At 39.1% G+C, this 13,790-nt stretch carries 9 protein-coding genes; all 9 read right to left on the bottom strand.

Translation table 11 applies throughout. The features are described 5' to 3' along the window. A complete protein-coding gene (locus WAA86_RS06440; protein WP_337300169.1) occupies positions 1-1,590 on the bottom strand; it encodes a hypothetical protein in 1,590 nt (529 codons plus the stop codon). Between the two features lie 148 nt (positions 1,591-1,738). Then, the gene (locus tag WAA86_RS06435; RefSeq protein ID WP_337300168.1) at positions 1,739-3,964 is read right to left on the bottom strand and encodes a tryptophan-rich sensory protein; all 2,226 of its coding nucleotides are present in this window, start codon (positions 3,962-3,964) and stop codon (positions 1,739-1,741) included. After that, positions 3,961-5,244 (bottom strand): BatA domain-containing protein, encoded by a 1,284-nt coding sequence (locus WAA86_RS06430; protein ID WP_337300167.1) that lies wholly within the window; start codon positions 5,242-5,244, stop codon positions 3,961-3,963. The genes WAA86_RS06435 and WAA86_RS06430 overlap by 4 nt, the downstream gene beginning before the upstream one ends. 1 nt (position 5,245) lies before the next feature. Continuing rightward, entirely contained in the window at positions 5,246-6,142 is an 897-nt protein-coding gene (locus WAA86_RS06425) for a DUF58 domain-containing protein (RefSeq protein WP_337300166.1), read from the bottom strand. Continuing rightward, entirely contained in the window at positions 6,143-7,156 is a 1,014-nt protein-coding gene (locus WAA86_RS06420; RefSeq protein WP_337300165.1) for an AAA family ATPase, read from the bottom strand. Positions 7,157-7,168: 12 nt separating this feature from the next. Next, complete coding sequence (locus WAA86_RS06415; protein ID WP_337300164.1) at positions 7,169-7,789, bottom strand: DUF4159 domain-containing protein; 621 nt, start codon at positions 7,787-7,789, stop codon at positions 7,169-7,171. Positions 7,790-7,904: 115 nt separating this feature from the next. After that, positions 7,905-9,218 (bottom strand): TldD/PmbA family protein, encoded by a 1,314-nt coding sequence (locus WAA86_RS06410; protein WP_337300163.1) that lies wholly within the window; start codon positions 9,216-9,218, stop codon positions 7,905-7,907. 28 nt (positions 9,219-9,246) lie between these two features. Then, on the bottom strand, positions 9,247-10,887 hold the full coding sequence (locus WAA86_RS06405; protein ID WP_337300162.1) for a TldD/PmbA family protein: 1,641 nt from the start codon (positions 10,885-10,887) through the stop codon (positions 9,247-9,249). Positions 10,888-11,386: 499 nt separating this feature from the next. Continuing rightward, complete coding sequence (locus tag WAA86_RS06400) at positions 11,387-13,786, bottom strand: PAS domain-containing sensor histidine kinase (RefSeq protein ID WP_337300161.1); 2,400 nt, start codon at positions 13,784-13,786, stop codon at positions 11,387-11,389. Positions 13,787-13,790: the final 4 nt, after the last annotated feature.

Genomic DNA, 13,790 nt, shown 5'->3' with positions numbered 1-13,790 from the left:
CTATTTTGCAGACCATTTAGATTCTAACCACAGGTACCCCATTCCTGTTATAAAAATAAAAAAGAACCAAAATTGATTTATGGGCACCCAGATCTTTGATCCTGCCCGACTTTCAATTGTTCCATCAAAATGGCGCTGATTCTCCTCCAAAGTTTTGCGTGCGGTTATTGATTTCCATTTCGTAGTATCCATGACAAAATAATCATAGGTCGACAGCGAATCGTTTTTTAAAGACAACTGCTGCCATCCAAGGGTACTCGGAAAAGTGGTGCCGTACCACTTATTGACCATTTCAACATCTTGCCGTAGTGGAATTTGTAACTTTTCCTTATTTGAAACCTCAGGATTTTCTATGGCAGTTCTTATATTAAATTCAAAGGGTTCATCCATGAACACAAATCCCGAACTAGTGGACCATTCCGTTGGCTCAAAATTTCGTTTTGCCAAAACAGTAACCACATCAGACCAAAATTGCTCATAAGCCTCTTCATGACCATTGAGAAGCAACTGATAGGTATTTTGCACTACGGTGGTACCAAAGCGGCCATTTACCATTCTTTGGTAGGCTGTTAAAATCTGGTTATCAAACTCGTGTATTATTTCTAACCCAAACGCGCTTTCAAAGTTATAGGAGAATTTGTCTACACTTAATTTAGGAAAAAAAGGTAAACTCGTCTTTACTGTTTTATCTGTCGCAAATGAAAATCCAGATCTACCAGAAGCTAACGCAAAATATGTTGCTGATGGTTGAATAAACAAACCTAGGCCGTTAATTTTCAAATTATGATGAAGGGCTGAAAGATCAGTTTTAGATAGATTCACATAAGATTCAAAATCCATAAAAAGCAAGTCGTACCCTTCTAATTGTTTTGTGGTGAAATTATAAAATGGCTGTTGTTCGGTATTAAAATATTCATATTTATACCTGTTTGTGGTCAATTGGGTTCGGATCGTAACTTGATGTCCCTTTTCCGCTAAATAGTTTTTAAGGTATTTGGTCTCAAAGGTGGGAAAATTATTGATCATCAATATTTTCAATGACTTCCGCTCTCTTACATCCAATGGCAACGGCTCACTTGAAATTATAGTTGCTAGTGAATCTTTCTCTACCAAAGTATACTTGAATTTTCCAACTACGATGGGATCCATAGTCAGTTTAAAATTTTCCTGTACCAGGCCACTCAATATTATGGAATCCATACCTACTCCTCTTGGATTTGAAAGTACCAACCGATTTCCTTTTTTCCCTTCTGAATAGCTTCCTTTTACAACGACCTCCTCACCAACAGTTCCATTTATCGCGTATTTTAATTTTGTGATGCCTCGCGGTTTAAAGCCCTTAATAATTTTTGCAGGCACTTTTTCCAGTTGCCAAAAATCAAAAGATGCCAATCCCCCACCCAATATATAGACTGAACCGACCGAATCTATGGCTTTCCCCATAGGCTGGTTTATTTTATAAGGTATAATTTTTAAATCCTCATGGACGCTCTGGAGACTATCCAATTGCTCTTGATCTGAACCTGGGGTCAGTACTACTCCTATGTTTGATGCAACACTTTTTTGAATACTTGGTTTTAAAGCAATCATAATTAGAGCGACTACTACAAGTAACCCAACCAAAGAATTAATGTAAAATCGGGATTTGAAAGGATATGACCATTCTTTCCAGACGAATACCAGCCATAGCAACAAACCGCCAAATACTATCGGCCAAAAATAATCCTGATTTAAAAAATTAATTTGATCCATCATTCAATTCCAGTTCTTGTAGCAGCAATTCGTTTATTTCGCTAGGGTATTTGTTTGATTTTCTTGGGGCTGGTTTCGACTTAGGGATCACTGCCAATAATGCTCGTTGTAATTTTTCTAACTGTAATTTTGAGGTTTCACTGCGCTCTGAAATCCATTTTAACTGTTGTAGTGTCCCAAGATATTTTCCCGGTTCTTGAATAGCCAATATGGAGAGTTCATTTCCTGCTTTTTCAAACAAACCCCTATCGCCAACTTTTAGTTTAGCACCACTTATAATTAACCTTTCCAAGCGCTCTACCGCTTTTTTTATGAAGGGCAACTCTTCAGGTTGGGCAATATCCTCCATTTTGCTATAATTGATTACCTCATCAATAGTTCCAGACAAACGTTTGTCTTCCTTTATTGGTGGAGGGTCAAAACCAATTCGATGAACATAAATTCTTGCGCTATTCTTGATATCCTGAATTAGCTTCAATGCCCGATATTGATAAGGCAATGATTTTTCAGGGGTATACAATCGCAAATAAAGTTCTGCATTCCACATTTCGTCCATGGCCAGACGAAGCTTACTTTTTATTGATGCCGTAAATAATGTGGATTCTTCAGGATCATCATGGTTATGAAGATAACTTTCCAAAGGGTTTTCCTCTTTTTCCTCTTCCCCTTCATGGTGATCGTGATCAACAAGATTATGTTCATTGCCTCCATCATGGTCATGTGTGTACTCTTTTAAGAGATCGGAATTTGTCGCTTTCCTATCACCTTTGGCTTCTTCTGTTGCCGGATTCTCGCCAACAACCTCATCACCCATAAATTCTCCATATTTTATTCTCAGGGCTTTTTGATCATAACCGAGCTCGTTACTGGTAAAATTGAACTTCTCTTTTGTAATCTTATTTTGATCCGCAAGCAACTTTTCTGTATCTATGATCAACTGACGCTGACTTCTAAAATAATCGGGCATCAAATCTGCTCCCATCGTCCCTTCCACGGCAAATGGGTTTGTAACGGTGTCTTTTATTACCGCAAAGAAAGTTTCACTTCTCGATATATTTGCTTTTGGTCTTTTAGTGTCCATTGCGACCATATAAAAGTATAGCTCATCGCCAGGCTCCATGTTCAATAGGTCCAAATCTATCTTTTTTGAAAGCACTTGTTTTTTTGTGCCTGCTGATAATTTATCGTCAAAAGTCAGGCGTTCTTCCCTAAATTTCACTGATTCTCCTTCGCCCTTGCTTACCGTGGCAATTACATAAGCATCTTCAACCCCAAAATCATCTGTAAGTTCTACCTCAAAATGAAGTACTTTATGTTGTGAAAGATCAAAGGAAGTAAACTGTTGCAATCCCTGAATTTCTATAACTGGACTTTCATCTTTTAACACTTCCATTGCATATAAATCAGACACATAGATTGCCCCATCGGTATCCTTAAATTTAAAATTATAAAAGCCATTATCGGTATGGATTATTTGTTTTAAATATCCATCACCTACCTTGTCCATTGGGTAGGCGTTCTCCAAGATTTCTATAGAAGCCCCTTGTATTACCGTATCAAATTGAACCTCCCAAACAAGTTTTGAACCTTCCAAGGCCTTAATATTCATATTCGAAGTCACAGTTTGACCTAGTTTTGTATAGGATGGGTGATAAATGGTCAGTTTTTGGGACTTTAGTGAAGGCGGTGTATCTTTACGAAGTGTACTATCCAAAGGCTGGAATTTAACCATTTGTTGGTTTTCCATTTTACCCGTTGCTTTTTTAAAGTATTCCTGGAATGAAAACTGATAGGATATAAAGGATAGCAAAACAAATAATAATAAGATAACCAACGGCTTTTTTATAGGTACCTCAGGTTTGATGGTGTTCCTATTTTCTTTTAATACTTCACCTATTTTATACCGCTGGAGCATTGCCATATTTGCAAGTTCATCCATAGGCTTTAGCAACAACCCTGTACTGAACTCTACGCCATCATATTTCTGATCTATATGGCTACTTACTTTTCCTAAAGTCAAGCGCCATGGTTTTTTATATAGGGCAATGGCAGTAGCAATTGCCAGAAAAAGAAACAATCCAAGCGCAAAGTCCGATTTCAAAATGTAGCTTAAAATTGCAGGGCCCAGTGCGTACAGCACAATGGCAAGAACTTCCAGTAACTGCCACCGTTTTTTAAAGTTTAGTAAGAAAAGTTTTCCCGAATCTATCATTGTCCTCTGTATTTTGATAAAATTCGTTCAACAACCAATAGGATACTTAACAATACCCATGTCCATAAAGAAAGATCATGATGTTCAGCATATTTCCGGTTGCCCTTTTGGCTTAATTTTACGGTTTGCAATTCCTGGGCATCTACAGTTCGTTGATCATATGAATAAACTTTTTCTTGTAACCCATCATGAAGGGAAAGTAATTCCAACAGTTTTTCAGGGAGATGCTCCTTAATGGTGTTCTCGCTATTTAGAGGGTGTGTCAAGAAGAAGGTGTTTCTTGTGTCACCGGGAACAATTAATTCGTTTGCCAAAGAATCTGGTCGATATAGTAATGATGTAATGGGGTGATTTTTCGACTTATTTTCACTTAACCATACCAAAGTGGCATAGGCTTCCAGATCCAATGTGTCAATTTTAGTAACCCTTTTCATTTCGATAGGTTGATCCAAGAATTTTCCAACCGCCCGATAGGCAGCCCTTAGATATTTCAATTCATTGACGAGGCCATCATCAGCCACAATTAATATCTTTAATGGTGGATTGGGTTTTACCCCTATTCGATTGCCATTAATTTGAATACTATCTTCCGTATCATTAAATCTTATTTTCTCACTATTTTTGGCAATATTAGATTTGGTAAATGATAAGCTTTTACGATCACTTGCCATAGAAAGCAATTCAATACTGTCTTTATCCACCATAGCTTCCAATAAAGCAGTTGTTTTTTCATCAGTATCCAATACAATCCAGTTGATACCTACAGAGGTTGCGGGTCTCATTCCATGTATTCCAGAAACTAGGCCTTTTGCAAATACAATAATACTATCAGTTTCCAGATGTTGCATCTCTTGGGCCATTTGCCAGTAATTTGGCACATCAAACTTGTTAGTTTCAACATCATAGTCTTCCGCTAATGGAAAACCGCTTACCATGATACGGAGGGCCTGAGAAGGGAGACTATCAATTAGCTGCTCCATACTTTTTAAATGGAGCAATTCAGGGTCTACAACATAAACAAGGTTTTCTTTTTGTTTTGTTTTATTGATAATAGGCCCTGCAAGGATGAAACCGAACAGGGTAATCATCAATATTCTCAGCACAAGTAACCACCACTCATTTGGGCGGATACTGCTTGTACGTTTAGGCTCTGATGCAGTTAGCATTTTAATACTTCCCACCTTAATGGTCAAGACCTTTTTTCTGTTCCACAAATGAATTGCTATAGGGATAAGAATCCCCAACAAAGACCATAGATATGTAGGATTAAGAAAACTCATTTTACATTAAATGGCTTCGTTGCTTTAAAAATAGCTGTAAAGCCTCTCCCAAAGGCTCATCCAGCATAAATAGTTGATATCCTATATTATTGGACAATAACATATCTTTAGTGGTAGTCATCATCGTATTAAGTGCGCTCAAATATTTACTTTTTGCCTCTTTGGCATCTACTTTTACCTTAGCTCCTGTTTCCAAATCTTCAAAAACCACATGACCTTTATAGTTGAACTGAAATTCATTTTTACCCAGAATTTGTAAAACAACAACTTCGTTTCTTTTGGTTTTTAAGCTTTTGATTACAGTAGTCAGTTCTGCATCATATTCATACATATCGGTAATAAAAAACACCAACTCTTTTCTGCTTTTATCATGAAGTTTATCAAAATTATAAGTATTTGATGGCCATTCCCCTTCACCTTTTATTTGGATGAGTTCGTGTAAAAATCGTTTATACTGCTGTTTTTGAACTATGGGTTGAAGACTTGTAATATTCTTATTATTTAGGGCATAGAGTCCGATGGCATCTCCTTGCTCTTGGGCCAAGTGTGCCAAAGACGCTACCATAACTTTGACAAAATCTATTTTTGATATTCCACCCTCTGAATACACCATTGATTTACTGGTATCTACAATAAATTTTACAGATATATGGGTATCTATTTCAGATTGTTTGATATAATGTCTGCCCGAACGCGCTAACATTTTCCAATCCAATAGGCGTAAATCGTCACCAGGTTCATAACCTCTATATTGACTGAATTCCAATCCCACCCCTACTCTACGACTCTTATTGAGACCTGCTAGATAGCCATCAACAATGACCCTAGCAATCAGAGAAAGTCCAGAGATACTATTGATAATATGGGGCTGGAATAATTGTCTGTAGTCTCGATCCACTTAGCGCTCTACTTTTGAAGGAAATTCAGTATGTGTGAGTAAATGACCTGTGACCAGGTCTGAGGTTATTCCTTCCGCTTCTGCTCTGAAATTAATAATTATTCGATGTCTTAACACGGGAAGTGCCACCTGTTTTAAATCATCCAAAGTTACCGACATACGTCCATACTGCAATGCTCTTGCTTTTGCCGTAAGGATCATAGCCTGCCCGGCACGCGGCCCGGCACCCCAACTTACCCATTCCTTTACATAGGCATTGGTTGTTATTTCGGGTCTGGTAGCGCGCACTATACTACTTACAAATTCAATAAGCTCATCACTGATATAAACTTCGCGTACCAACTCTTGTAATCGTTGAATTTCGGCCCCTGAAATTACCTTCTTGACATGCTCTTTTTTTACTCCTGTGGTACTTTTTAAAATACCTTTTTCTTCCAAGGCTGTGGGATATCCTATCTTAATGTAAAGCAAAAAACGGTCTTGCTGTGCTTCAGGTAAAGGAAAGGTGCCCGACTGCTCAATCGGATTTTGTGTGGCAAGCATAAAAAAAGGTCTTTCCAAGGCATAGGTCTTTCCGGAGTAGGTAACTTCAAATTCCTGCATGGCTTCCAATAATGCGGCCTGTGTTTTTGGTGGAGTTCTATTAATTTCGTCCGCCAAAATAATATTGGCGAAGATTGGCCCTTTGTTGAATTGAAATATTTTTCTTCCTGTAGTATGGTCTTCTTCCAGAATTTCCGTGCCGATGATATCCGAGGGCATGAGATCTGGAGTGAACTGAATACGTTTAAATTTTAAATCAATCGCCTGTGATAAGGTTTTGATCATCAAAGTTTTGGCTAGACCCGGGACCCCTTCCAATAGCGCATGGCCTCCCGCTAAAAAAGTGATCAATAATTGCTCAACAGTTTCTTCCTGACCAATGATTATTTTACCGATTTCCCTTTTTACTTCTGTAAGTTTTGCGGTCAATCCTTCCAACTCATTTTTTATTTCTACTAAATGCTTCTCCATCAAATTTCTTGTTTACGACGTAAGTGCATACATCACTATATTTACCCCAAAACGAGTATTATCTATTTTATACCAGCGTTTGTTTCTAAAATCATAATCCCATTCACAACCATAATCTTTATTACTGTAGAGTACCCCAATTCTGCCATTTATTTCAATGGCCTTTAAATATTCGTGAACCAAATCATCTCCCCACCCGTTTAATTCCTGAGAAGTGGTTGGAGGTCCATCCTCGAATTCAAAAAATATGTTATAGATTTCGTGGGTATTAGGAATTTTTTTAAGTGTGTCAATACCAAAAATTTCATCCATCTGGCGTTCAAAAGATTTTGCGAAAAGTCCGTCTATATCGTGGTTACAATCATCTACGAATACAAAGCCACCATTATTGATATACTTTTTAAAATTCTCTTTTTCTTTTTTGGTAAACTGAACCAATTTATGCCCAGAAAGATAGCAAAAGGGACATTTGAAAATATCATCACTTGCGAGAGAAATTATATTTTCTTTGGTGTCAACAGCAAGGGTAGTATACTCTACCAGTGAATTTAGTAAATTGGAGGGCATTCTTTGATCTACATCCCAATCCCCGGATTCATACTGTAATCTCGTAAAAAAAAATGCGTTTCCCACTATCTATATTTAAACATGCATTATACCTACATTTTTACCATGTAGGGCGGTGTAGTATAAGAAAAGGTTGTTTTGAAATGCTCAAAACAACCTATTATACAACTATTCTATACTCCTAAACAGCATCAGATAAGCTGGTAAAAGTGAAATCTCTAATTTTCATATAGGGAATCAAATTACCCTCAACGCGAACTTGCTTACCAAGCGTTTCTAGATTGTTGAGCATGATGATTGGACTTTCATTAAATCTGAAATTCTTTACAGGATATTTAATGGCTCCATTCTCAATATAAAATGTTCCATCACGCGTTAATCCTGTATAGAGAAGTGTTTGAGGGTCAACGGATCGAATATACCATAAGCGAGTTACTAAAATCCCTTTTTTGGTACTCTTGATGAGATCTTCCAAAGAAGCATCTCCACCACCCATAATTATGTTACTGGGATAGGGAACTGGCTCAACACCCTTTTTTTCTGCCCAAAAACGACTGTAAGCGAGATTCTTCACTACGCCATTTTTGATCCACTCTGTTTTCTTCAAAGGCTGTCCTTCCCCATTCCAAGTTGCTACCGGAACTTCTGGATTTAATGGGTCTGACCATAGGTTTACCCGTTCGTCTACTATTTTAACCCCCATTTTTGTGCCACCGTCTTTGGACATAAAACTACGCCCTTCATCGGCTTGCCTTGCGTCAATCGATCTTCCTAAACCACTTAACAATCCTAGGCCTGCCGAAGGTTCTAATATGACGGTATATTTTCCAGGTTCAATAGCCTTTGCTTCACGGGACATTACCGATTTTGATATCGCCACGCGAGAAGCCTCTGCAGCATCAAATTTGGCCACATCATTAAAATCTCTGGTCACCCACCCAGATCCGGTACCATCATTTGTTCTCATGGTAACCGTAAACTCTATATTCGTGGACTTGTTATAGGCGAAAAGTCCTTTGGAATTTAGGATGGCCGAAAACCCTGCAGAATCATCCAAAAAACCAGCAGCAGTAACATCACTTGCCACAGCGGGCTCAATACTGCTATTGGCCACATTTGCTCTATATTCTGGTGTTATGTTAGCGGTTGCCTCAACATAGTTAATTGCCTTATCATAAACTTGAGGCCCTAAAGGATCCATAAATTCCGGGTTTTCTGGAGATAGTTTTGCCAACTCCTCGGCTCTGGCCACAACCCTTTGTAAAGAGGCGTCATCAAATTCATCGATGCTAGCCGTACCTGACCTTTTGCCGAAATTAGACTGAACGACCAAGGTTTGATTGGAGCGATGTCCTGAGGTGGAAACGGAATTTCTTGCATACCTAATGTTTCCGCTTTCACTGCCCTGTAAATTAATTGTGCAAGCATCTGCCGTGGAAAAGCTCAACGCTTTTTCCATAATCTTTCTTGCTTCTTCTTCTTTATATATTGCCATTGTCTTGAATATTATAGTGAAACTAAGATTAAACGGTTCTACCTGTATTAATGACATTGATATTATTGAACCTTGAGGTTGAACTGCCATGGGAGACAGCACTCACTTGGGAGGGCTGACCTTTTCCGTCAAAGAATGAACCGAACATTCGGTAATCATCCTTATCACAAATCTTAGCACAAGAATTCCAAAATTCCTGGGTATTGGATTGATAGGCCACATCGTTCAACATTCCTACAATTTTACCTTCCTTTATTTCATAGAAGACCGTACCTCCAAATTGAAAATTATACCTTTGTTGATCAATGGAGTAAGAACCCCTGCCCGCAATATAAATTCCCTTCTCCACATCTTTGATCATCTCACTGACCGAATACGGTTCTTTACCAGCTTCGAGTGAAATATTTGGCATTCTTTGAAACTGTACGTCGTTCCAACTTTGGGCATAGCAGCAACCATGGGATTCATTCTGATCAATCATTTTTACTTGATCCCGGGTAGCCTGATAATTCACCAATACTCCGTTTCTTATAATATCCCATTCTTTACATTTAACTCCTTCATCGTCATATCCCACGGCACCTAGGGATCCCACTTGGGTTTTATCCGCTACTATATTTACAATATCGCTACCGTACTTGAAATTGCCCGATTTCCATTTATCTATAGTAGCGAAACTCGTACCTGCATAATTAGCTTCATAACCCAATACACGATCCAGTTCTGTGGGGTGCCCAACAGATTCATGAATGGTAAGACCCAAATGGTTCGGTTCCAAAACCAAATCATATTTGCCTGGATCTACAGACTTTGCAGTCAGCATTTCTTTCGCCTGTTTTGCAGCAGCTGTGGCATCTTCTATCATGTCATAGCTATTGCGGTAAAGCGTTAACCCTGCTCCCCCTACCAGTTTTTCTGATGCCAGACCGTCCATATATTCGTAGCCCATACCCATAGGACTGCTTAGTGCATCTCTTGTCTTAAATTTTCCAGCGGCCTGATCCACTGCCGTAACTCCAAAAGTTGGCCATATTCTGTGCACATCCTGATCAATGTATGAACCTTCTGTAGAAGCAAAATATTTCTGTTCATTGACCATAAATAGTGCTGAATTTACAAAGTTGGCTCCATTGTTCAGGGCGGCGGCATTTGCCGAAAGCAAAAGATCTACTTTTTCGGAAATGGGAACCTCTTTAAAATCTTTTTTTATGGGAGTTTTCCAAGAAACATCTCCATACCCGGCTTCTGGTGCAAGTATTACAGGTTCTTTTTGGAATTTAGAATTGGCCTTTGCAATAGCAACGGCTTGCTGCGTAGCTTTTTTAATGCCGTCTTCCGTAACGTTGTTGGTTGATGCGAACCCCCAGGTACCATTGGTTATCACCCTAATACCAATTCCGAAAGACTCTGTATTCACCACATTTTGAACCTTATCCTCGCGTGTAAAGACATATTGGTTAAGGTATCTTCCAATTCTGGCATCGGCATAGGTAGCACCTAAAGACCTCGCCGTATTCAAGGCTACATCAGCCATTCTCTTTTTTACGATCGTATCCATACCTGGCTCTAAAAGTGCCTCGGCAAGAATATTGTTCCCCATCATTAAATTAGGAACCAAAAGTGCTCCTGCCCCCAGTCCGGACAGCTGCACAAAATTTCTTCTTTTCATGTCGTGTTTTTTTGGTTATTTTGGTCATGCATGTAACAGGTATAAACAGATTTTAGAGATTAATGAATAATTAGTTTTATGCACAGACTCCTATGGTACAAGATAAGTAAATGAATTAATTTTTAAGAAGTGTGAATTAATTCAAGGGAAAAATTACATAAACTTTAACAGTTGGTTTCATGTTAGAATGCATTATTTGTAGGATCAAAAAGAACAGATAAGTTTTGCAGTTTAATCTTGAAATACACAAAAATATCAAACTACTTCACTCAGTTTCAACATACTTAAATACACCATAAGAATTCCATTGGAAGCAGTTATGTGCATATAAATAAAACCAAAAGGTAGTAGTAGTAGTAGTAGTAGTATTGTAAAGCTAAATTCTCTTCGCAATGTGTTTTAAGAGCTAATTTTGGAAGTTATTCTATCGGAAACTAAAAAACACAAACGAGTAGGGACCAATTGCTCCTATTTTCCATAAGGCTTTTACCGGTTCTGTTTATTCCTGTACTACTGGGATACAAATTCGGAAATTGGTTCCCTTTCCCTGTGCACTGGTTACCGTAATTACCCCATTGTGATTTTCAACAATTTTTTTAACGATGGACAAACCTATTCCAGTGCCCATGTACGTTTCTTTTGGATGCAAACGTTGGAAAACCTCGAAGATGCGGTCTGCATACTTTTGATCGAATCCTATCCCGTTGTCCGAAACATCCAAACAACAATAGTCCCTCTTCTTATCAATTTTAATGTTCTTAATGTCACTTCCAGGCAACATCTGACCATGTATTTGGATCTTTGGCAATGTATTGTTTTCTACAAATTTTAGAGAATTGGAAATCAGGTTAAACAACAATTGTTCAAACTGGAAGGGCACTACAGATGCAGATGGCAACTCTCCGATCTTTACTACTGCTTCCCGAACTTCCAGTTCTTCCTGTAAGCTTGCAACTACATTCCCGGCCAATTCGTTCAGGTTCGTAAATTCAAAAGACCGATCTCCTGAATTAGTCCGCGAATAGGCCAAAAGGTCTCTAATCAAAGATTGCATCCGCTGGGCGGCCAACTGCATCCGCTTAAATTTGTCCTTGCTTCTCTCGCTAAGATTATCGAAATCATTTGACAGTATCTGCGAACTAAAGATCTGTATTTTTCGAAGGGGCTCCTGAAGATCATGGCTAGAGACATAGGCAAATGACTCCAGTTCCTTGTTCATTTCTTCGAGCTCCTTATTGGAGTTTGCAAGATCCTTGGTACGAGCTGCCACCTTTTTCTCCAATTCCTGCGTAAATGCCTTTTGTTCATCAATGTTTACCGCAGTTCCTATAAAGCCTACCAAATTATCTTCTTCATATTTTGGCATAGCCCAAACCTTGAACCAATAGTATTGTCCGGTTGCAGCTTCTTTTATCCTATGTTCATAATAGAATGATTCCCGGTACTTACGTGCTTCCGCAAAAGTCTGATAGACCTTTGGGATATCTTCCGGATGCATGACCTCTTCCCAAACCTTGCCAACAAACTCACTCTTATCCTTTAAACCAAGGAAATGGAGCATTTGGTGGTTAACGTATTGCACATTGAGATCTTGGTCTGCCAGCCAGACCCAAATAGGTGATTGTTCGGCGAGCAATCGGAACCGTAGTTCACTTTCCTTAATGAGGTTTTCAGCCTTTTTACGTTCCGATATATCCCGGGCAATGGCAAGCATATATTCCTTTCCGCCAAGGGTAATACCACTGACAGTTACCTCCACTGGGTATACTTCCCCTTTTTTGTTCTTATGCTGTGTTTCAATTAGAGGAATGGTAGATTGCTGGGCTTTCTCAAATAGTTCGCCAAACCTCTTGAGGTCAAATATGGTATCTACATCTGGTACTTTTAAGGTTTGGGCCTCTTCTTTTGTATATCCCCATTTCTCCAAGGCTGCAGGATTGAGATACTCAAACGAACTATCCCTGCGCATTAATATGAAAGGGTCAATTGCATTTTCTGCAGTGATCCTAAACAGCTCTGCACTTTGTTCCACTTTTTTTCTTTCGGTGATATCTGTAAAAATACCAATATAACCGGCAAACCTGCCATCAGGATAAAATCGCGGGGTGGCATTGGCCAATAGCCATCGAAAATTCCCTTCTTTGGCCCTTGCCCGTACCTCTCCCGTAAACGGGGCCCTTTTCTCCAAGGAGCCAAAGTATAGTTTTGAAAAATGGTCCAAATCCTCCGGATGAACAAAACCTGTCCATCCGAATCCGGTAAGTTGATCCATTTCAGCACCGGTAAGCCGTGTCCATGCCGGGTTAAAATAAGTAGCATTACCGGTTTCATCCCCTGTAACGATATACAGGTCCGTATCTTCGGCCATACTCCGGAAACGCAGCTCACTGTTACGAAGATTCTGTTGTCGCTGCACCAACTTTGTTGTCTCATTACAGACGGTCAGGACCCCTGTTATATCACCATGCTCATTACGAACAGGACTATAACTGAATGTCCAATAAATATCTTCGATCAACCCATTTCTATAAAAGGGTATCAATTGATTTTCACGATAGACAGTACCCTTTCCGCTACTAACCTGACTCAACAAAGGTTCTATCTCTGACCAAATCTCTTCCCAAGCCACTATCCCTTTCATACCGAGGATTGAAGGGTGTTTTCCGCTGATACCCAAGCTTGGACGATAGGCATCATTATAGAAACAAACATAATCGGAACCCCAGAAAAGGAACATTGGGAATTTGGAATGGAACAGAATGTCCAAGGTTACCTTAAGCTCATTGGGCCATTGATCGGGGGGGCCAAGCTTCGTACTTTCCCAGTCAAAAGATCTGGTCAATCCAACCATCTCACCATCACCAGTTAAAAAATAAGGGGTATTGGTTGTTTGGGACATAGAA

This window comes from Sediminicola sp. 1XM1-17 (assembly GCF_037203765.1).
In the GTDB taxonomy this organism is placed as follows: Bacteria; Bacteroidota; Bacteroidia; order Flavobacteriales; family Flavobacteriaceae; genus Sediminicola.
Note: the sequence above shows the minus strand (reverse complement) of the source record. Positions and strands in the feature narration are given on the sequence as shown.

Bases quoted from the DNA above. Each gene is read 5' to 3' on its own strand.
- WAA86_RS06440 (WP_337300169.1), bottom strand. From the start codon at position 1,590: ATGATTGCTTTAAAACCAAGTATTCAAAAAAGTGTTGCATCAAACATA.
- WAA86_RS06435 (WP_337300168.1), bottom strand. From the start codon at position 3,964: ATGATAGATTCGGGAAAACTTTTCTTACTAAACTTTAAAAAACGGTGG.
- WAA86_RS06430 (WP_337300167.1), bottom strand. From the start codon at position 5,244: ATGAGTTTTCTTAATCCTACATATCTATGGTCTTTGTTGGGGATTCTT.
- WAA86_RS06420 (WP_337300165.1), bottom strand. From the start codon at position 7,156: ATGGAGAAGCATTTAGTAGAAATAAAAAATGAGTTGGAAGGATTGACC.
- WAA86_RS06410 (WP_337300163.1), bottom strand. From the start codon at position 9,218: ATGGCAATATATAAAGAAGAAGAAGCAAGAAAGATTATGGAAAAAGCG.
- WAA86_RS06405 (WP_337300162.1), bottom strand. From the start codon at position 10,887: ATGAAAAGAAGAAATTTTGTGCAGCTGTCCGGACTGGGGGCAGGAGCA.
- WAA86_RS06400 (WP_337300161.1), bottom strand. From the start codon at position 13,786: ATGTCCCAAACAACCAATACCCCTTATTTTTTAACTGGTGATGGTGAG.